Here is a 20,515-nt window from a genome sequence, read left to right on the forward strand (position 1 = left end):
TTGTCGCGATTCCTCTTGAGATTGTCGGATGAAATTGATAAAATTAGTAAGTATGAATTCAATTAAGTTATGTATAAACTACTAGTTAGGTAACTTAGTAGATATGAATATCATTCAATCCTAAATTAAGAGGAGATACTGCCATGTGTGGTTTTGTTGGATTTGCAACTAATTCAGTTAATATAGATAAATCAAAAGTAATACAAGATATGATGAATACAATTGGACATCGTGGGCCAGATAGCGATGGTCGCTTTGTTGATGATACCGTCACATTAGGATTTAGACGATTACAGATTATTGATCTTACGCCTGATGCAAGTCAGCCTATGTTTAATGAAGATGATTCAATATCATTAATTTTTAACGGTGAAATTTATAATTACCAATCATTGATGGATGATTTAAAAGAAAAGGGTCATGTGTTTAAAAGCCAAAGTGATACAGAAGTTATCATTCATGGGTATGAGGAGTATGGAGTAGACATCCTACAAAAGCTTCGTGGTATGTTTGCATTTGCTTTATGGGATAAAAGAAATGAGTCACTATTTATTGCGCGTGACTTCTTTGGTATTAAACCGCTCTATTATACACAAAATACAACTGATAATTCTTTCCTTTTTGGATCTGAGATTAAATCATTTATGAAATTCCCAGGCTTCCAAAAGGAATTGAATAAAGAAGCGTTAAAACCTTATCTAACGTTCCAGTATTCAGTTCTTGATGAAACATTCTTTAAAGGTGTATACAAGTTACGCCCAGGTCACTACATGATCTATAAGAATGGTGAAATGGAAATCAACCAATATTGGGATATACCTTTTGAAACAGAGGAAAATTCGCTAGAGTACTACGTTCAACAAATTAAAGAAACGATGGAAGAGTCTGTTAAATATCACCGTATAAGTGATGTAAAGGTAGGGTCTTTCCTCTCAGGTGGGGTAGACTCTAGTTACATTACAGCACTATTAAAGCCAGATAAGACGTTTTCCGTTGGATTTGAGGACTATGAAGGAATCTTTAATGAAACTAATATTGCGGCTGACCTTTCGAAGCAATTAAATATTGAAAACCATAAGAAAATTATCAGTGCAGATGAGTTTTTTGATGTAATTCCTACGGTTCAATACCATATGGATGAGCCACAGTCCAATCTATCATCGGTTCCATTATATTTCCTAGCAGAACTCGCTAGTAAGCATGCTACCGTGCTACTTTCTGGTGAGGGAGCGGATGAAATCTTTGGTGGGTATGCATGGTACGAAACGTCGAAAGAAATGCGCGCGTATGAAAAAGTACCATTTATCTTCCGTCGTATCATATCGAATATCGCGAAGAAACTCCCTGAAAACCGTATTTCAACCTTCTTGGTAAAAGGTGGTCAAAAGGTTGAAGAGAAGTTTATTGGACAAGCGAAAGTTTTTGAAGAGAAGGATGCACTAAAAGTTTTACGTGATGATTTTAAAGATGCACCTACACCAGAGGAAATCGTACGTGAATCTTACGAAAGAGTTCCTAACAAGGATAATGTCACCAAGATGCAATATGTGGATATGAAGCATTGGTTGCCTGGAGATATCCTATTAAAAGCAGATAAAATGAGTTCCGCGCACTCCATTGAACTCCGAGTTCCTTTCTTGGACAAAGAGGTTATGGAGATGGCTGGAAAAATACCAGCACATTTAAAAGTAAATGATATCGATACAAAGTATGTATTACGTAAAGCTGCAAACGAAGTACTGCCAGATGAGTGGGCAAATCGTCCTAAGGTAGGATTCCCAGTTCCATTCCGTGACTGGATCAAACAAGCGAAATATTATAATCAAATACGAGAAGTGTTTGAGTCTGATATTGCTAAGCAATTTTTCCATGTCGAAGAGCTTGTGAAATTCTTGGATGAACATTACCATGGACAAGCAAACCGAGCACGTTATATTTGGACAGTGTATGTATTTTTAGTTTGGTATAAGCGTTTCTTTGTGGATATGGAAAACTAAATTAGCACTATTACAAGGTTTTCCTTCCTAGGAAAACTAATAGGGAGTAGCTCACAATGAAATTGATGTTACGAAACTCAATTCTCTTTTTTCTAATATTCATTAGCATAATCCTAGTCACAATGAATGGTGATCGGATATATGCTTTTGTTTATGAGCTTTTTGAAGAGGATGAAGGGGTAATCACAATTGTGAGTGTGGATGCTGTTAATGGGTATCCAATCAAAAATACCAAATTCCAACTGATTGATGTGGAAAGGAATGAGATGATCGAAGAGCTAATTACGGGAAGTGATGGTGTCGCACAGTCGCAAAAGCTTCCCCAGAATAAGAGCTACCAAATTGTCCAAACCGAAATCCAAAAGCCATATCAATTAAATGAGGAGCATAATTCGTTAGAGTTGGTAGCTGAACGGAATTATATAACGATTGAGAGTAGCGTTCATCCTGCGATTACTACCTATAAACGCACGGACAATCAGGAGATCGTTGCAACAGAGATGAAATTGCCTGTTGAGGTAGTGCTACAAGAACCTGAATTACCGAATGGTTGTGAAGTCACAGCACTTACAGCCGTTCTAAAATTTTATGGATACAAAGTAGAAAAAACAGCGCTCGCAGACAAGTATCTACCCAAAGTACCTTTTGAAGTGAAGAATGGCAATCTGTACGGGGCAGATCCTTACCAAGCATATGCTGGCGAGCCAAGGAGTAAAAATCAAGGATTCTTTAGCTACGTCCCGCCGATAATGGAGACGGTAAAAAGCTACTTTGAATCCATGGATGGCCATCATCAGTCAAAAGATTTAACAGGGAATAGTCCGGAACAATTATTACAATATGTTCGAGAAGGAATACCAGTGATTGTTTGGACAACGATTAATCAAAAAGAACCGATGTTTAATTACTCCTGGTATGTTGCTGATACAGATAAATCCATTGACGTAATACGTAATTCTCATACGGTCGTACTCACTGGATTTAGCGAAGATAATGTTTATGTTATGGACCCTTTAAAAGGGAACGTAGCGTATCCAAAGGAAAGATTTTTTGATATATATGAGAAAGCCGGTAGCCATGCAATGGTTGTCCATTAGCAAAAAACCCATGAACAATGAAGATTGTTTATGGGTTTTTGTTATCTTAAGAAACAAAAAAAGACTCAACTACTTGAGTCTTTTTCTAATCATTATTCAGCTACTACACCGTTAGAAACATTGTCCTGCTTAGCAGCACCGATCATTAGGAAGATTGCAGAAAGAATGTGCATGATCCAACCTACGAAAGGAATCCAAGCGATACATGAAGTTACGATACCAAGGATGCTTCCAACTGTAGAACCACCGTCTTTTTTAGTAAGTACTAAAGTAACGATATGAAGTGCTAACATGATTAATAGTGGAGTCCATAGTAATCCAACGATAATGGATGCACCAAGTACGGGGATTGCTAATAATGCTTCTAAAGCACCAGTTACCCATTTCATAATACGAGATGTTGACATGAATTTCACCTCCAAATTTTGTTTTTTGTTATAATCACAAAAATTATTATTGCATAGAAATGATATCACAACTTTAGACCTATGTCGACAAGATTTTGACAAATTATGCTAAGATTCTACAAATTTTGGTATAGCAGGTTCTAATGACCATGTGATATCTACTTATAAATAATAGTAGACACGAATACTTATATAGTAGTCCACCTTAAATGGAAGAAGGTAACGATATGAGACGGAATAATCGTAAAGGCTTACTGTTTTTTCTTCTTTTAAGTGTTGTTATAGCTCTACTGTTTTGGTTTATCTACTCGTTTTTCATCAATAGCTCATCCAATCAAGCGGAGGCAGCAGTGGAAGAATTTTATCTATATGAACAGGCTGGTGCATTTTCGGACTCTTGGGAAATGTTTCACCCATATATGAAGGAGAGGTTTGAAAAAGGTCATTATTTACAGGATCGGGCCCATGTTTTTCTGAATCATTTTGGTGTTAATACGTTTACGTTTTCTCTGGAAGACGCGGAATTGCTCCGAAATTGGCAAATTGAAGAGGATTCAGAACCAATAGAAGAAGTGTATAAAGTAGAGGTCACGCAATATTATGAAGGGAAATATGGCAACTTTGCACTTGTTCAAGAAGTTTATGCTACTAGTCTAGATGGGGAGTGGACAGTGCTTTGGGATTATAAAAAGTCAGAAACTACCTTAGAACCAGATGAAAATTAGGTATTCTTCACCTTAAAAAACAACTCACATTCTCGTATGATAGTAAAAAGAACTAGTCCATAGCGTATATTTTCTTAAAAGGAGGAAGAAGGATGAGTCAGAAGATTGCAGTCTTGATTCTTCATGGTGCAGGAACTCCTGAGAAAAATTTTGCAGATAAATTAATTGAACGGATAACAGAAGGTTTTGCTAAGAAACTGACAAACCGAAATGCAGAAAAGGAAATCGTATTCGAACCCGTCTACTGGTCTAGTGTCTTTGCACCTGAACAAGTAAAACTATGGGAACAGCTTCAGGATTATCGGGATTTAAATTATGGTAGACTCAGGCGTTTCGTTTTAGAATTCCTTGCTGATGCAGTAGCCTATCAACCGACTAGACTAGGAAATCAAAATTATGATAAAGTCCATGCTCTCGTAGCTAAATCCATGCAGCGCTTGCGAGATAGAGCGGGACATCAAGCGCCTTTATGTGTGATTAGCCATAGCCTTGGTTCCATTATTGCTAGTAATTATTTCTATGACCTGCAGTTTAAAAAGGAAAATATCGGCATGGAAACAAAGGGCTGTACCAATTCAAACGCCCTGGAACAATGTCAGACACTTACCCTTTTTTATACACTGGGCAGTCCAATGGCCATGTGGTCTCTTCGTTATATAGATTTTGGTTCTCCTATCACAGTCCCTTCCCCGACAGTTAAAGAATTTTACCCGCACTTAAAAGGAGAATGGATAAATTTTTACGATAAAGATGATATCCTAGCTTTCCCTTTAAAAGGTATTAACGAAGCTTACAAACAAGCTGTTACGAAGGATATACAAGTAAATGCTGGTGGGATATTTACGAGTTGGAATCCTCTATCTCATTTGAAGTATGATACAGATAAGGAAGTCATCAAGCCAATTGTAGACGGTCTTGTACGGACATGGAAGCGGATAAATGAGGTTAAGTAATTTAATACTAGTGATTCCTACAATAAAAAGGTATTTTTTTCAAAAAAGTTCCATACATAAATAGTAGGAGGGATAAGTTGTAAGTTAATAAAAAGGAGGAGTTTATGTATGGAATTTGGAATTCTATCACTCTTACCTCCAATTCTTGCAATTGTACTAGCACTAGTTACACGAAATGTCATTCCAGCATTGTTCGCAGGAGTATGGATTGGGGCAACGATGGTTCACGATTGGAATCCTTTGTTAGGTATGTATGCAAGTTTTAGTGAGTTTATCCTACCTAATCTCGGGGATCCGTGGAGTGCTACTGTATTACTTTATTGTGGATTATTCGGTGTATTAGTAGCATTTTTACAACGGACTGGTGGTGCACGAGCAATTGCGCATTCGATCTCTAGCCGAGTGAAATCTGATCGTGGTGCACAAGGTTCGACCATGTTATTCGGTATTATTATTTTCTTCGAGGATTATTTCAATGCATTAACGGTTGGTAGTGTGATGCGCTCTGTAACAGATAAGATGCGAGTATCTCGTGAAAAGTTAGCTTATATCGTGGATTCTACTTCCGCACCGTTATGTTTGTTAGCACCAGTATCAACATGGGTCGTTTTTGTTATGGGTTTGATCGGAGCGCAATTTGTAGAGTTAGGTATAACTGGTTCTGAGTATGTGACGTATTTAGCTACGATACCATTTAACTTTTATTCTATTTTAGCATTATTGTTAGTTGCTATCGTCATTTGGAAAAGATGGGACTTCGGTCCAATGGCACAGGCGGAATATCGAGCAAGAACTACTGGTAAACTATTGCGAGATGGAGCAGAACCACCTTCTGATGATGCAATGCTAGAAGCGGAAAATCTTCAAACGGACGTGGTACCGAAGAAACGAAACTTTCTAGTACCAATTGGGGTCCTTCTTGGTATGATTCCACCTATGTTTCTATGGACAGGAGGATTTCCTGAAAATAATTTGGTTACGGCAGTTGGAGAGGCAGATGGTGGATTATCCATTCTAATGGCAGCCTTTACCGCAATAATCGTGGCCATCCTTATGGGTATGCAACAAAAGTTATTTCGTTTCAAGGAAGCCATGCAACTGATCGTAAATGGTTTTAAAAGCATGATGTTAGTATATATAATCTTAACATTAGCTTGGTCGATTGGTAGTGTAACACAAGCCCTTGGAACAGCAGACTTTATTGTTGGCTTGGCAGAGCAATCCGTATCACCTGCTGTCATTCCGGTATTGTTATTCCTAGTAGCTTGCGTGGTTGCCTATACGACAGGTACTTCTTATGGCACGTTTGCTATCATGGTTCCAATTGCTATGCCTTTAGCTCATGCTATGGATGAAATTTCTATGTTTTTAGCAATTGCAGCAGTACTGAGTGGGGGAATATTTGGAGACCACTGTTCACCGATATCGGATACAACGATATTGTCTTCAGCTGGAAGTGCAAGTGATCATATTGATCATGTAAATACGCAAATGCCATTTGCTATAACAGCTGGGATAAGTGGGTTAGTTTCATTCTTGATAGCTGGAATAACAGGTTCAGCTATTATCTCCCTCATTGCCGGAATTATCTTATTGGTAGCTCTAGCCTTCCTATTTAATAAAAAATGGGGGAAAGAAATACCTGCAGAATTTCGAACGGTTCCGTAAGAAAAGAGTAATTTAGAGGAAAATTTTCCTGGAGAATCTATAATTTAGCGGAAAGGAGACGAAAATAGTCTCCTTTTTTTGTATAATTTATGAATCATATACCTACGTATACATTACATTTTTACCAGAATATGCTAAGCTATTTCTAATAGATTACTAGATTTACACACTAGTCCAGTAAAACGGTCCCCACCAACTATTTTTAAAAATTAATGGAGGAATGTATAAATGGGTCATGATTTTTTAAATCAAAAGGCCAGCCAGAAAATTGAAGGTAATCACCCTTTGTATCACTTTAAACGAAAAGTTTGGAATACCCATATTGATCGGTATCCTGCTGCTATTTTTGAATGCAAAAGTGAAGAAGATGTAATAGATGCAGTCTGTTATGCAAAAAAACATGGGTTAAAGATTACGGTACGTGGTGGTGGATTTCATCCGGCAGGGAAGTCTGTTATGGATGACGCAGTACTCATTGATTTGTCTAATATGAATGCGATTCAAGTGGACGAGGTTAGTAAAATAGCAACCGTTGAAGCAGGTGCCAGAACATTTGAGGTAGATGCAATAACCCAGGAGTATGGATTAGCGATTCCTCTCGGGATGAATTCCAATATTGGGGTTTCCGGTCTTGCACTGGGCGGTGGCCTAGGCTATTTAAGAGGTAAATATGGATTAACAAGTGATCATATTGTTGGTGTACATCTTGTTACAGGAGATGGGCAGTTAATCTACGTGAATCGAATAGAGCGTCCAGAATTGTTTTGGGCAATTCGAGGAGCTGGAGCCAACTATGGTGTTGTAACGAAGTTTGAATTTAAGCTAGTACCTGTTGGGCAACTTATTCTCGGTTTAGATGTTGTTTATGATTATAGTGATTTCAAACAGATAATGGAAAAAGCAGAAGCATATCGTCAAAAAGCGATAGATGATATATCCTTTAATATAATATTAACAAAATCGAATACAGGCTTTAAATCTGTCCGAGTAATCGGTATGTACATAGGGGAGTTGAATTTACAGACTGAAACAGAAATCATACAGCCATTATTGGAATTAGCCCCATCCGTCACGGATTATTCTGAGATGATGCCATATGTTGATATGCAGAAAAAATTTGATTGTTTTATCCAAGATGGTTTCGCCATTGAAGGAATTTCGTTGTTTTTTAATGAGTTACATCCAGATGTTATCGAGATTCTAATGGATGAAGTGGATAGAAGTGAATTCCCTGTATCTTATCATTTCGTTGAGATACATGGTAAAATGAATCGGATTTCGAAGTTTGAGACAGCTTTTCATATACGTGACGCTAGTTACCTTCTCGTAGTAGAAGCAGAGGTAGGAAGTCATCCTGATTTAACAGAACAATGGATCTATCAATTGTATGAAAAATTGCTTCCATATTCTTATAATCAAGTATCCTATTTAAATAGTTCAACAATAGATGAAGGGGTAATTCAAAATTCATACCGATGCATCCATGGGCGTCTAGTGGCACTAAAAAAAGAATACGATTCCGAAAATCTATTCTGTTCGGAAAATAAATTAATAGACTAATATAATAGACGCCTCCTAATGTTTTATCTTTTGGAGACGTCTATTTTTTAAATGATATCCATTATTTTCTTGATTAACTGTGGTCTGTTTTTTACATCTGCTTTTCGATAAATTCTACTTAAAGCCTTTTTTACTGTAATCTCAGCAATGAATAAGTCATTTGCTATCTCCGTAATGATTTTGTCCTCTAATAATAGTTTCATAATATCTTGTTCTCTTTTCGTTAGGGAGAACTTCTCTATGAGGATATCTAATTCATTTTGTTTCGTAACACCCTGTAAAAATTGTTTAAGATATGGAACTAGTCTTGGGCCACTCAAGTCTAGTATAAAAGTTGGTGTTGGTATATCTTCATTAAAATCATCATGCTCCGCGCCTGGTACGGTTTGAAACCCGAACTTATACAGTAAATCTTGAAAAAGTTTTAACGGTGTAGAAGCAGTAATCTTCCCTCCAGAAAAAATCAAGCGGAAAAGGCTATATAATAAGAATGAACGTGCCGCATTGTCTGTTGGGTCGATATAATCTTGATAGCGGATAAAATAACTAGTCGTTTTTTCTACAGGAACATTGTAGTACTCCTTATCTGTATTAGATAAATTTCCAAAGTATGCCCTCGATACAGGTTCCTTCGAGAGGATTGGTAGAGTCTGCTCATTTACTGGAACATTGATAGATATACCAATAACTTCACCATTCTTTTTGAGTAAGCTTGCCCCATGATAACCTATCTGTTGAATATACTCTGGTCCTATCAATTCAGACTCAAGCTGATTGTGTTTAAATGATGCATCGAATTCAATGGAAGAATTCGTTCTACGGTTGTAATATTTCGTGTTACTCTTAGAAATATTGTTTTTTTGATAAGCAAAGAACGCTTCCACCTCGTGAAAATTATACTCATCAATGGGATCTAAGTACATGGTCGTATCTATTGATGCTTCCTGGAAAAATATAGATTGAATGAGATCATCCCCGAGATGATAAAAGAAGGAAGCGATATCTTCTTCCGTTGGTTGCTTAATAATACGATGATAATAAAAAGCTACTATTTTATTGGTTAGTAATTCATATCTGTCAGGATTTCGTTGCTTTAATTCCATTCGAATAGCATCACGAATGAGCTCATGCATACTCCAACCTCTTCTGGTCTTCCGGACAAAAGAAAGGGAAGTGAGTTGATTAAATTTTCGATTTGGAATATCCTGATTGAGAATTTCTGATAAGCAACTTTGATCGAATTGATAAAATAGCGCTGCTACCTCTACAATGTTTATTAAACGGTCATTAGTTACTTCCGTTAACCATCTTTTTGTTAGTTTACTTAATATATCTGAATTGCTATTGAAAGTGCTTTCATAATTTTTGTTAGTAAAATCACTAATACTAGCTAACGTAATTAATAATGGATGGCCTTTTGTGAATTCCCAAATGTTATTAATATGGTGTTCATCGTTCACCCCGCTTTTGTTTAGAAGATGTAGCGTTTCTTCAAGACAAAAGGGATGGAGTTGAATTTGTTTCGTTACCTTTCTCCAAGCGGGAGATTCCTGCCATTCACCAGTTAACGATTTTCTCCCTGCCAAAACTACTCGAACGCTTGGATATAATTGACGAATAAAAGCATTTCGGAACCACCGATCAAAGTCTTCCATATGTTCATAGGTGTCCATAGCGATAAAAATCTTCTCATCATAATTATTTAGTAATGTAAGGCAGTCATGTAAGGTTACTTGTGATATATCATCTTTAGGGTATTGTATTTGTGAAACAAGGGTGGCATAAAGATATTCGATAAATCCTTGTACATTGTGAGTGAAATCCTGACTATTTAAATAGATAAACGGAATCTGTTGCTTCTTAGCAATTCTAGCTAATTCTTGCAACAAATATGTTTTACCAATACCACCTTCTCCATAAAAATGGGTTATTCTATGTATTGGGTTCTCCGCTTGCATGAATTCTTGGAAGAATGATAATTCGTTGCTTCTCCCGATAAAAAATTCCTCTTCCACTTTATGAATCATTTCATTAATTCGCACATCTACGTCAGAAGTACCTTCATGCACTTTCAAGATTATCCTCCTTATTCAGACAGATTTTTGAAAAGTCGTGTAATTCATAATATAAAGTAGTACTAAAGTACTGTCAAGACTATACGTGAATTACTGTAACATTCGTATAGAAATTGTAATTAATCGTACCCTAAAGAAGAACAGAGTAATCTGTTCAATACCCACAAGGAGTGATCGTTTTGGCCAGAAACAATAATAAATTGTTAGTGCCTGGTTCAAGAAATGCAATCGACCAAATGAAAGAGGAAATTGCAAGCGAACTTGGGGTACAACCTGGGGCGGACACAACTGCACGTGAGAACGGATCTGTGGGTGGCGAAATGGTCAAACGAATGATCCAAATCGCCGAGCAGAGCATGCAAAATGGGAACAAGTAGTATGCTCGATCAGGGGGCTTCCTTATTGGGAGCTCCTTATTAAATATTTCTGAATACTATATATTTCAATAAAAACTCTAGTATGGTAAATTTAGATTACTAGATTGTTAGGGTGATGTTCATGGGGAAAATTACATTACAGACGAAGATTCTCGTTCTCATTATTGGCTTGATTATATTAATAACTGCTTCATTAACGGGGATTGTTGCTTATTATGAATCAAAGGAAATTGAAAAACATATCGGAGAACGTGCATTAAATGCTGCAATTACAATATCACTAATGCCGACTGTCATTGATGCATTTGAACATGAAAATCCAACGGGCGTACTGCAACCCATTGCGGAGGAAATTAGAGAGATTATTGGAGCAGAGTTTATCGTTATTGGTAACGCTAATAGTATTCGTTATGCTCATCCAGATACCGGGAAAATAGGGAAGAAGATGGTAGGTGGTGACAATGATCGGGCACTAATTAGTGGCGAAACTTATACGTCAAAAGCTGTAGGAAGTCTTGGACCATCGTTAAGAGGAAAAGCACCTGTTATTAATGAAGATGGAGAAATTATCGGCATTATTTCAGTTGGTTTTATGTTAGATGATATCCAATCTATTATCTATAATAATTTACTGAAATTTAGTGGGTCAGCAATTCCTATAATTTTATTAGGGATATTCGGAAGTGTCATGCTTGCCCGTAATATTAGGAAAGACACCTTTGGTCTTGAACCACACCAAATCGCATCGCTATTTCAAGATAGGAGTGCCATTTTATCTTCGGTAAAGGAAGGGATTGTGGCGGTGGGTGCTGATGGAAGAGTGACCATGATGAATGAGTCTGCACAGAAGATACTTGGACTTTCAAATAACTATATGAATCAACGAATTGAAGAAGTATTTCCAAATACGAAAATGTATGACGTGTTAAATTCTGGTAGTGCAATTAAGGATGATGAGGTTGTTCTAAATAATCGCCCTGTTATTGTAAATCGTACACCTATTTTAAATGATAAAAGTCAAGTGGTAGGAGTGGTTGCAAGCTTCCGTGATAAGACGGAGATAAATGAAATGTTAAATACTTTATCAGAAGTTAGGAAGTACTCAGAAGACTTAAGAGCGCAAACACATGAATACACCAATAAACTTTATGTGTTATCTGGATTGCTACAATTAGGTCATTATAAGGAAGCAATTGAATTAATTCAAATCGAATCTAGTGCTACTGTACAAGTCAATAAAATCTTACTAGAGCAGATTAAAGATCAAACTATTCAAGCGATTTTATTGGGGAAGATTGGTAAATCTTCTGAAAAGAAAGTTGAATTTAGAATCGATACCAACAGTTACTTAGAAGAACTGCCAAGTCATATTGATGTAGCCAAATTGATTACTATTGTTGGTAATTTACTAGACAATGCTTTGGAAGCAGTTGAGAAGAAAGAAAAGAGAGAGATCGTGTTTTTTGTGACAGACCTTGGGGATGACATCGTATTTGAAATTGCGGATTCTGGTGATGGAATTCCGGGACAAGACACATACAGAATATTTGAACGTGGCTATTCTACAAAGCGTGAGAAGGGTCGTGGCTATGGCCTTGCCATTGTGACAGAAACCATTGGGGAACTAGGGGGACAAATAGAAGTACATAATCCACCAGATGGAGGAGCCATCTTTTCCGTATTTATTCCTAAGCAGTCAAAATAGAGGGGGGAGAATATGATTGATGTCATCATCGTGGAAGATGATTTTCGAATAGCTAAAATCCATGAAGAATTTCTTGGGAAGGTTTCTGGGTTTCGAGTTGTCGGTAAAGCATTGAACGGAGAAGAAGCGATTAAACTTGTAAAAGCTAATAAGATAGACTTAGTTATTCTAGATGTGTATTTACCCGATATAGTAGGTTCCAGTATGATTGAATCGATTAGGGAAACGAATACGAATATCGATTTCATTATGATCTCTGCTGCTACAGAAACAGAAATAGTTAGTGAGATTATTCGAAATGGAGTGTTTGATTATATTATTAAACCTGTAAAAATGGAACGATTTATTGAGACACTAGAACGCTATCGAGAAATGAGGGAGAATTTAGATAAGAGCAGGGAGGTTGATCAATTATTTTTAGACAAGTATTTTGGACATCCTTCCGATAAAGTGGAACACAAGGACACACCTAAAGGAATCGATCCATTAACTTTAGATAAGGTTTCGGAAATAATTAAAACGTTACCTATTGGGATAACAGCAGAGGAAATGGGTAAACGAATTGGTGCTTCTCGTACAACGGCTCGAAGATATTTAGAGTATTTAATTTCAACTGGTGAGGTAGTTGCCGAGTTAGAATATGGAATTGTTGGACGTCCAGAAAGAAAATATCATGTAGTAAAGTAGAGGGATGACACGTGTAGGGGTCAGTCCCTCTTTTCGTGAACAATATGAACAAAATGTATTTTTCTATCTTTTTAATCATTATTTTGAAAACGGTTACATATTGAAAGTATTGAATTATAGTTACAAACAAGCAATAATTTTTAGATTTCATAAGGGGGATAAAATAATGAGGAAATATGTAGCGTTTTTATTAATTGCTATCTTAATTAGCGTTCTAGCTGCTTGTTCATCCGATGAAGCGAATAGTGATGCTTCAGGTGACTGGGAGCCGGACAAATCAATTGAAATGGTTGCACCAGCTGGAGCAGGTGGGGGCTGGGATACGACTGCTAGAATGGCTGCAAAAGTGTTCAAAGAAGCAGGAATTATTGAAGAGGATATCGGTGTAATTAATAAGCCTGGTGGCGGTGGTGCTGTAGGTTGGGCTTACATTGCTGGGCATGAGGGTAGTAATAATCACTTATTTGTCGCCTCACCACCTATCATTCTTGTGCCTTTAAACGGACAATCCGAATATAGTTATGATGATTTTACACCAATTGCCAATGTTATTGCTGATTATGGTGCATTCGCTGTTCGTGCAGATGCGCCTTGGGATGATTTGAATGATCTTTTCGAAGATATGAAAGCAGATCCTGAGAGCATCTCTGTAGTTGGAACATCTTCACCTGGTAGTATGGATCACATCCAATTTGTTCAAATTGCTAAGGCTGCAGGAGTCGATGTAACAAAAATCAAGTATGTTACTGACCCAGATGGTGTTGGTCTAACACAGTTATTAAACGGTAGTGTAGAAGTATTCTCCACAGGTGTTGCCGAAACAGTGGAACAAGTAAAAGCTGGAACGATTAAAGTTCTTGGTATTACAGCTGAAGAAAGATTATCTGGAGAAGTTTTAGAAGATTTCCCGACTGCAATCGAACAAGGAATTGATGCATCCTTTGTAAACTGGCGTGGATTCTTCGGCCCTCCTAACATGGATGAAGCAGCAGTAAAATATTATGAAGCAAAATTTAAAGAGTTAAGTGATTCAGAGGAATTTAGTGCCATTCGTGATCAGTATGGCTGGGATGAAATGTTTATGGGAAGCGAAGATTATAAGACATTCTTAGATGAACAAAATGAAACCGTTCAGACCTTATTAGATGAGCTAGGATTAGGTCAGTAAAAAATTAACCATTCTGTGAAGTCAATGATGTCCGGTCATTGGCTTCCGTTTGTTTTAAATCTACTTGTAGGTGGTGAATAGATGTTTAAAACATTGAACCAACGTATAAGCATTGTATTACTTGTATTAGCTATTGTGTATTTAATATTAGCCTTCCAATTACCTTCTTTTGCGTATACCAATATTGATGCGGATGTGGTCCCAAAAGGGTTGGGATTTTTATTAGTAGCGTTATCGATTGGGTTGTTTTTTGCTAAAGATTCCGAGACGGAGGAACAGAGAGCACGAAGGAATATTCCCCAGAAAGATATAGGGGCTCTTTTAGCTGTTTTTGCTTTTGTATTTTTATATATTTTCTTTCTAGAATTATTAGGATTTGTGGTGACTACTGCAATCTTCATTTTCGGTTGTTCATGGTTCTTAGGCTATAAAAAGCATGTTGTAAATGCACTTGTTTCTGTTTTATTTCCTCTAGTAATGTATTTGTTATTTACTAGCTTTTTACAAATTAATCTACCACAAGGAATATTGCCTTTTTAAAGGGGGGAGCATATGGGATCGATTGAGGGTATACTAGCAGGTTTTCAAGTTGCGTTAAGCCTTGAAGGTATTATGTTTGTCTTGATTGGAGTTCTTGTTGGTACATTTATTGGGATGTTACCAGGACTTGGTCCAATTAGTGCAATTGCGGTCATGATTCCTATTACATTTGGGATGGATCCAACACCTGCACTTGTAATGATGGCAGGGGTATATTATGGGGCAATATTTGGAGGATCAACATCTTCCATACTATTAAATGCACCAGGCGTATCTGGTACGGTCGCTACAGCTCTTGATGGCTACCCAATGGCACAGCAAGGGAAAGCAGGAAAAGCACTTGCGATAGCGGCGATATCATCGTTTGTTGGTGGAACAGTCAGTGTTGTCTTGCTTATGTTGTTTGCACCATTGCTATCGAGTGTGGCTATTTCTTTTGATCCTCCTGCATATTTTGCCCTAATGTTTTTGGGACTAACTGCGATAACGAGTTTGTCAGAAGGGTCAACAATTAAGGCGTTAATTTCGGCAGTAGTAGGGTTTATGGTTGTAACAATTGGCATTGATCCACAAACAGGTACGCAGCGATTTACATTTGGAAATGTGAATTTACTAGAAGGGGTAGATTTCTTAGTCATTGCGTTAGGGCTATTTGCTCTAGCAGAAGTCTGTACATTAATCATTAATCGAAAAGATTTATCCTTTGATAATAAACAAAAATTGGGGAGTTTAAAAATTACAAAGGATGAATTTAAAGAAATGAGAGGACCAATGACTAGGCAGTCCTTTCTTGGATTCTTATTAGGGGTTTTACCTGGAGCAGGTGCAACAATCGCCTCTTTCATCGGTTATATAACAGAAAAGCGACTTTCTAAGAATCCTGAGGAATTCGGAAAAGGATCAGTAAAAGGACTCGCAGCACCAGAAACTGCTAATAATGCTGCAACAAGTGGTGCTTTTGTGCCGTTATTAAGTCTAGGTATTCCAGGTTCTGGTACGACTGCTGTTATGCTAGGTGCCTTTTTAGTATTAAATGTGCAACCAGGTCCGTTACTAATGACTGATCGACCTGAAATATTTTGGGGAATTATCGCTAGTATGTATATCGGTAATGTATTTCTATTAATCTTGAATCTACCATTAATACCTTATATCTCGAAAATACTAAAAATACCACGCCCTCTATTAATATCTTTAGTTATTATGTTTAGTATTATTGGGGTATATGCGATTAGTTTTAACACCTTTGATTTGTATATGTTGTTACTATTTGGTGTGATAGGATTCCTTATGCGTCTGTTCTCCTTCCCTGCACCACCTTTTATTTTAGCGTTTATATTAGGTGGCATGATGGAGCAAGCATTCAGACAATCCCTAACAATATCAAATGGAAGCTACATGATCTTTGTAGAAAGTCCAATTGCAATAAGTTTATTAATCATCGGCTTATTATCATTCCTATTCCCAATTATAGGACATTTTCGCCGTAAAAAAGAAGTGTAGGGGGACTGACCCCTCAGGTGAGTAGTACGCTCGATCAGGAGCTTCCTTTATGGGAGCTCCTTTGTGTTTTTATGTATAGAAATTAATCAGCAGGATTTCCAATTTTCGCAAAAAATAGTCCCATCATGACGACAGACAGTGTATCATAAAATATAATAAAAAGGTTTTTGGGAGGATGCCAATTATGAAACCATTAATCGGAGTAATAACGTCTACAGAACTGGATGATGATATTTACTATGAGGGGAAAGACAATGTGAATGCCATTATGAAAGCTGGTGGGATTCCGATTCTACTTCCTTATTATGATCAGGAAGTAGATATAAAAGAGATTGCAAGTAGGCTAGATGGACTGTATGCAACTGGTGGGTATGATATTGACCCTACCCTGTTTGGAGAAGAGCCCCATCCAAAGCTTGGAACAATTCTACCTGAACGTGATATTTTTGAGATAGCGTTAATAAACAAAATGCTAGAAATGGATAAACCAATTCTCGGTGTGTGTCGTGGTAGCCAGACGTTGAATATTGCACTTGGCGGTGATATGTACCAAGATATCTACTCGCAAATAGAAGGCGAGTTATTACAACATCAGCAGAAAGCACCTAAATATCATGGTTCCCATTTTGTCGAAGTTAAAAAAGGTTCGCTATTGAATCGGTTAACTGGTGAAACTAAACTAAAAGTAAATAGTCGCCATCACCAAGCAAATCGTAACGTTGTAGAACCCCTTCAAATATGTGCAACAGCAAGCGACGGAGTTATAGAAGCAATCGAAAGTACAAAACACCGATTTGCTCTAGCCCTTCAATGGCATCCAGAAAATATGTACAGTAAAAATGATCCGATAGCAGAATCGATTTTTAGAGGATTTATAGCAGCTTGTGTGAAAGAGTAATGTAACAAAGTTTAAAAAATGAAAGGAACTTCAAATTGAAAATAATCGATACACATTGTGACGCTCTATTTAAACTTCAACAATCCAGAAGACAGCTATTCCAAAAGAAGCCACTTCAATTTAAAGATTCACCAGAACTAAATACGAATCTCGGATACTTGAAAACAGGCAATGTTAACGTGCAATTTTTTGCTATTTTTATGATGCCGGAAGTACCTAATGGAGAAAAATGGCAGCATGCACTAGAGCAAATTGATATTTTTTATCATGAGATTCTCGGGCAAAATCCAGAAATGAAACATATTAAAAACTGGCAAGATATAAAGCACTTAAAAGAGGGAGAAATAGGTGCCGTATTAACACTAGAAGGTGCGGACTCATTTGGTAATGACTTAGCTAAGCTTCGTTTGCTTTACCAACTTGGTGTCATGTCCATTGGGCTAACATGGAATAATGCTAATCTATGTGCTGATGGAGTAGGAGAGCAACGGGGTGCAGGTCTGACAGAATTCGGGAAAGAGGTTGTCAAACTAAATAATGAACACGGTGTCTTAACGGATGTATCCCATCTCTCTGTAAAGGCTTTTTGGGATGTAATGGAACTGGCAAACAATCCAATTGCGAGCCATTCTAATGCGTATACACTGTGCAGACACCCTCGAAATCTGAACGATGAACAAATTCAAGCGATGTTTGATAAAAAGGCAATGATTCATGTTGTTTTCTGGCCACCGTTTATTAATTATGAACAGCATAACGCTAGCATTTCTGATTTAATAAAGCATATTGATTATTTATGTTCCTTAGGAGGAGTACGGAACATTGGGCTCGGCTCTGATTTTGATGGGATCTCGTCATTTGTTACTGACTTAGAAAATGCATCTAACTATCAAAACTTAATAAATGAGCTGTTAAAGCATTATTCAGAAGAGAAGGTAAAAGGGTTTGCATATAGGAATTTCCTTAACCGATATGTCGATGTGTAAGTAACTGAAATTATTTATTTCTGTGGAAGATTCGGCTCGTATTATATAGTGGACAAATGTTTTTTAAAATTTCCATATTTTTACGCATAGAAGACTTTTCCAATCATATACTGATAAGTTGTTGTAATGTCCAACCACTCGGCTGCATAGAATGATATGTGGCCTATTTTTCCTGGAAAGCAGGAAGAATACCGGTAACGTAGATGAACACAATTTATTAGGAGAGAGGAAACGAGCGATGTGTGGAATAACCGGTATTGTTAGTTGGAAGAACTTTGTTCGTGAGGAAAGAGAAATTCTTCAAAAAATGACAGAAACGCTGTCGTTAAGAGGACCAGATGATACGAATATTTGGTTTGATACATTTGTAGGCTTTGGACATAAGCGGTTGGCTGTCGTGGATTTAGAAGGTGGAAAACAGCCGATGCAAAAGAAAGCGGATGGCAATGCTTATACGATAGTTTATAATGGAGAGCTATATAATACAGAAGAACTAAGAAGTGAACTACGTAAGCGAGGACATATCTTTACTACAACTTCGGATACGGAAGTTTTGCTTACCTCATATATCGAGTGGAAGGAAGCGTGTGTTGAGCATCTGAATGGCATTTATGCCTTTGGTGTTTGGGATGATGCAAGACAACAACTGTTTATGTCACGGGATCGACTTGGAGTGAAGCCTTTATTTTTCTATGAAGGTGATGGGCGCTTTTTATTCGGATCTGAGATCAAAGCGATTTTAGCTCATGATGAGGTGAAGGCCGAAGTGGATGATGATGGATTAGCGGAGATTTTTGGCTTAGGTCCTTCGAGAACGCCAGGCAATGGAATTTTTAAACATATGAAGGAACTACGAGCAGGACATTCGTTAACCTTTTCCAAAAATGGTCTAAAAATATGGCGCTATTGGAATGTGGAAAGTAAAGAACATACAGATTCTGTGGAGGAAACAATCCGACGAGTGAGAGAACTTTTTATCGATGCAGTTGAAAGGCAGTTAGTTGCCGATGTACCCGTATCTACTTTTCTATCAGGTGGCGTCGATTCTAGCGCCATTACTGCTGTGGCTTCAGAGTACTTTAAGAAAAATGATAGAGGGCAGCTTACTACTTTCTCCATTGATTACAAAGGAAATGAGAAGCACTTTGAAGCTAGTAAATTCCAACCTTCTAGTGATAGACCATATATTGAAAAAATGGTGAACGCTTTTGCTACAGACCATCATGATGAATTGATTTCAGGAAAAGAACTAGCAAACTACTTGAAAGAGGCTGTTGTATTGCGAGACCAGCCGGGGATGGCAGATATTGATTCATCGCTACTATGGTTTTGTAAACAAGTAAAACAACATACCACCGTTAGTTTATCTGGTGAATGTGCCGATGAAATATTCGGTGGATATCCTTGGTTTCATGAACCGGATGCTGCTGGAGATGGATTTCCTTGGGTACGTTCCTTAGATTCTCGTATTGACCTATTGTTACCCAAGTGGCAAGAAAAACTAAATTTAAAGACGTACGTTCATGAACGGTATCAAGAAACGATTGCAGAAACACCACTGCTTGATGGTGAGAACAAACAAGATGCTAGGAGAAGAGAGTTGTTTTATCTCAACATGCATTGGTTTATGCAACAGCTATTGGACCGAAAAGACCGAATGAGTATGGGGGCTAGTTTAGAAGTGCGTGTTCCTTTTGCGGATCATCATCTAGTAGAATATGTTTGGAATATTCCTTGGGAAATGAAGATGTATGGCGGAAGGGAGAAAGGAATTCTTCGAAAAGCTCTAGAAGGGATCCTCCCCGATGAGATTTTATATCGAAAGAAAAGCCCATATCCAAAAACCTTCCAACCCGAATATACGAAACAAGTAGTGAAGTGGATGGAGGAGATATTAGCTGATAAGGATGCCCCGTTATTTGATTTTCTCAATCGCGAAAAGGTAGAGGCTATTGTCCGTAGTGAGGGGAAAGAGTTTGAGGATCCGTGGTATGGTCAGTTAATGAAAGGACCACAACTAATTGCCCATTTATGCCAGATTGATTATTGGCTACGAACCTATCAAGTTACTGTCAAAGGGTAGATAGAATGATTATATTACAAAAAGTAGTGGGAGTATTCCACTACTTTTTTTCTTTAATTATACGAATTTAGGCATGTATGTATTTT

General features: G+C 37.4%; 17 protein-coding genes. 15 read left to right on the forward strand and 2 right to left on the reverse strand.

The annotated features are described in order from the left end of the window. The first annotated feature begins 143 nt into the window (after positions 1–143). On the forward strand, positions 144–1,997 hold the full coding sequence (gene asnB, locus TE34_RS07485; RefSeq protein ID WP_047984197.1) for an asparagine synthase (glutamine-hydrolyzing): 1,854 nt from the start codon (positions 144–146) through the stop codon (positions 1,995–1,997). A 56-nt stretch (positions 1,998–2,053) separates the two neighbouring features. After that, positions 2,054–3,094 (forward strand): C39 family peptidase, encoded by a 1,041-nt coding sequence (locus tag TE34_RS20210; protein WP_053075002.1) that lies wholly within the window; start codon positions 2,054–2,056, stop codon positions 3,092–3,094. A gap of 92 nt (positions 3,095–3,186) precedes the next feature. On the opposite strand, the gene TE34_RS07495 is transcribed toward TE34_RS20210, so the two are convergent. Further along, positions 3,187–3,501 (reverse strand): hypothetical protein, encoded by a 315-nt coding sequence (locus tag TE34_RS07495; protein WP_047984198.1) that lies wholly within the window; start codon positions 3,499–3,501, stop codon positions 3,187–3,189. 227 nt (positions 3,502–3,728) lie between these two features. On the opposite strand from TE34_RS07495, the gene TE34_RS07500 reads away from it, so the two are divergent. The 4 genes from TE34_RS07500 (at position 3,729) to TE34_RS07515 (ending at position 8,407) form a co-directional block, all read left to right on the forward strand. Next, complete coding sequence (locus TE34_RS07500) at positions 3,729–4,226, forward strand: hypothetical protein (RefSeq protein ID WP_047984199.1); 498 nt, start codon at positions 3,729–3,731, stop codon at positions 4,224–4,226. A gap of 92 nt (positions 4,227–4,318) precedes the next feature. Beyond that, positions 4,319–5,179: a hypothetical protein gene (locus tag TE34_RS07505; protein WP_047984200.1), complete on the forward strand. Its 861-nt coding sequence runs from the start codon at positions 4,319–4,321 to the stop codon at positions 5,177–5,179. A 108-nt stretch (positions 5,180–5,287) separates the two neighbouring features. Further along, positions 5,288–6,847, forward strand: coding sequence for a Na+/H+ antiporter NhaC family protein (locus TE34_RS07510; RefSeq protein ID WP_047984201.1), 1,560 nt, complete (start codon positions 5,288–5,290; stop codon positions 6,845–6,847). Between the two features lie 228 nt (positions 6,848–7,075). Beyond that, positions 7,076–8,407 carry an FAD-dependent oxidoreductase gene (locus tag TE34_RS07515; protein WP_047984202.1) on the forward strand — a complete coding sequence of 444 codons (1,332 nt, stop codon included), beginning with the start codon at positions 7,076–7,078 and terminating at the stop codon, positions 8,405–8,407. A gap of 47 nt (positions 8,408–8,454) precedes the next feature. On the opposite strand, the gene TE34_RS07520 is transcribed toward TE34_RS07515, so the two are convergent. After that, entirely contained in the window at positions 8,455–10,476 is a 2,022-nt protein-coding gene (locus TE34_RS07520; protein WP_236687121.1) for a LuxR family transcriptional regulator, read from the reverse strand. Positions 10,477–10,661: 185 nt separating this feature from the next. Here TE34_RS07520 and TE34_RS07525 point away from each other — a divergent pair, with 185 nt between their 5' ends. The 9 genes from TE34_RS07525 to asnB (TE34_RS07565) all read left to right on the forward strand — a co-directional run bounded on the left by TE34_RS07525 (position 10,662) and on the right by asnB (TE34_RS07565) (position 20,429). Then, on the forward strand, positions 10,662–10,859 hold the full coding sequence (locus TE34_RS07525; RefSeq protein ID WP_047984204.1) for an alpha/beta-type small acid-soluble spore protein: 198 nt from the start codon (positions 10,662–10,664) through the stop codon (positions 10,857–10,859). Positions 10,860–10,980: 121 nt separating this feature from the next. After that, complete coding sequence (locus tag TE34_RS07530; protein WP_330218306.1) at positions 10,981–12,564, forward strand: sensor histidine kinase; 1,584 nt, start codon at positions 10,981–10,983, stop codon at positions 12,562–12,564. Between the two features lie 12 nt (positions 12,565–12,576). Further along, positions 12,577–13,251: a response regulator gene (locus tag TE34_RS07535; RefSeq protein WP_047984206.1), complete on the forward strand. Its 675-nt coding sequence runs from the start codon at positions 12,577–12,579 to the stop codon at positions 13,249–13,251. 166 nt (positions 13,252–13,417) lie between these two features. Further along, entirely contained in the window at positions 13,418–14,419 is a 1,002-nt protein-coding gene (locus TE34_RS07540; protein ID WP_047984207.1) for a tripartite tricarboxylate transporter substrate binding protein, read from the forward strand. Positions 14,420–14,500: 81 nt separating this feature from the next. Then, positions 14,501–14,959: a tripartite tricarboxylate transporter TctB family protein gene (locus TE34_RS07545; RefSeq protein ID WP_047984208.1), complete on the forward strand. Its 459-nt coding sequence runs from the start codon at positions 14,501–14,503 to the stop codon at positions 14,957–14,959. Positions 14,960–14,971: 12 nt separating this feature from the next. Next, positions 14,972–16,462 (forward strand): tripartite tricarboxylate transporter permease, encoded by a 1,491-nt coding sequence (locus TE34_RS07550; RefSeq protein WP_047984209.1) that lies wholly within the window; start codon positions 14,972–14,974, stop codon positions 16,460–16,462. Positions 16,463–16,646: 184 nt separating this feature from the next. After that, the gene (locus tag TE34_RS07555) at positions 16,647–17,360 is read left to right on the forward strand and encodes a gamma-glutamyl-gamma-aminobutyrate hydrolase family protein (protein ID WP_047984210.1); all 714 of its coding nucleotides are present in this window, start codon (positions 16,647–16,649) and stop codon (positions 17,358–17,360) included. A 35-nt stretch (positions 17,361–17,395) separates the two neighbouring features. Further along, positions 17,396–18,346, forward strand: coding sequence for a dipeptidase (locus tag TE34_RS07560; protein ID WP_047984211.1), 951 nt, complete (start codon positions 17,396–17,398; stop codon positions 18,344–18,346). 238 nt (positions 18,347–18,584) lie between these two features. Beyond that, positions 18,585–20,429 (forward strand): asparagine synthase (glutamine-hydrolyzing), encoded by a 1,845-nt coding sequence (asnB, locus tag TE34_RS07565; RefSeq protein WP_047984212.1) that lies wholly within the window; start codon positions 18,585–18,587, stop codon positions 20,427–20,429. Positions 20,430–20,515: the final 86 nt, after the last annotated feature.

The organism is Ornithinibacillus californiensis, from assembly GCF_001038485.1.
Taxonomy (GTDB): Bacteria; Bacillota; Bacilli; order Bacillales; family Amphibacillaceae; genus Ornithinibacillus; species Ornithinibacillus californiensis.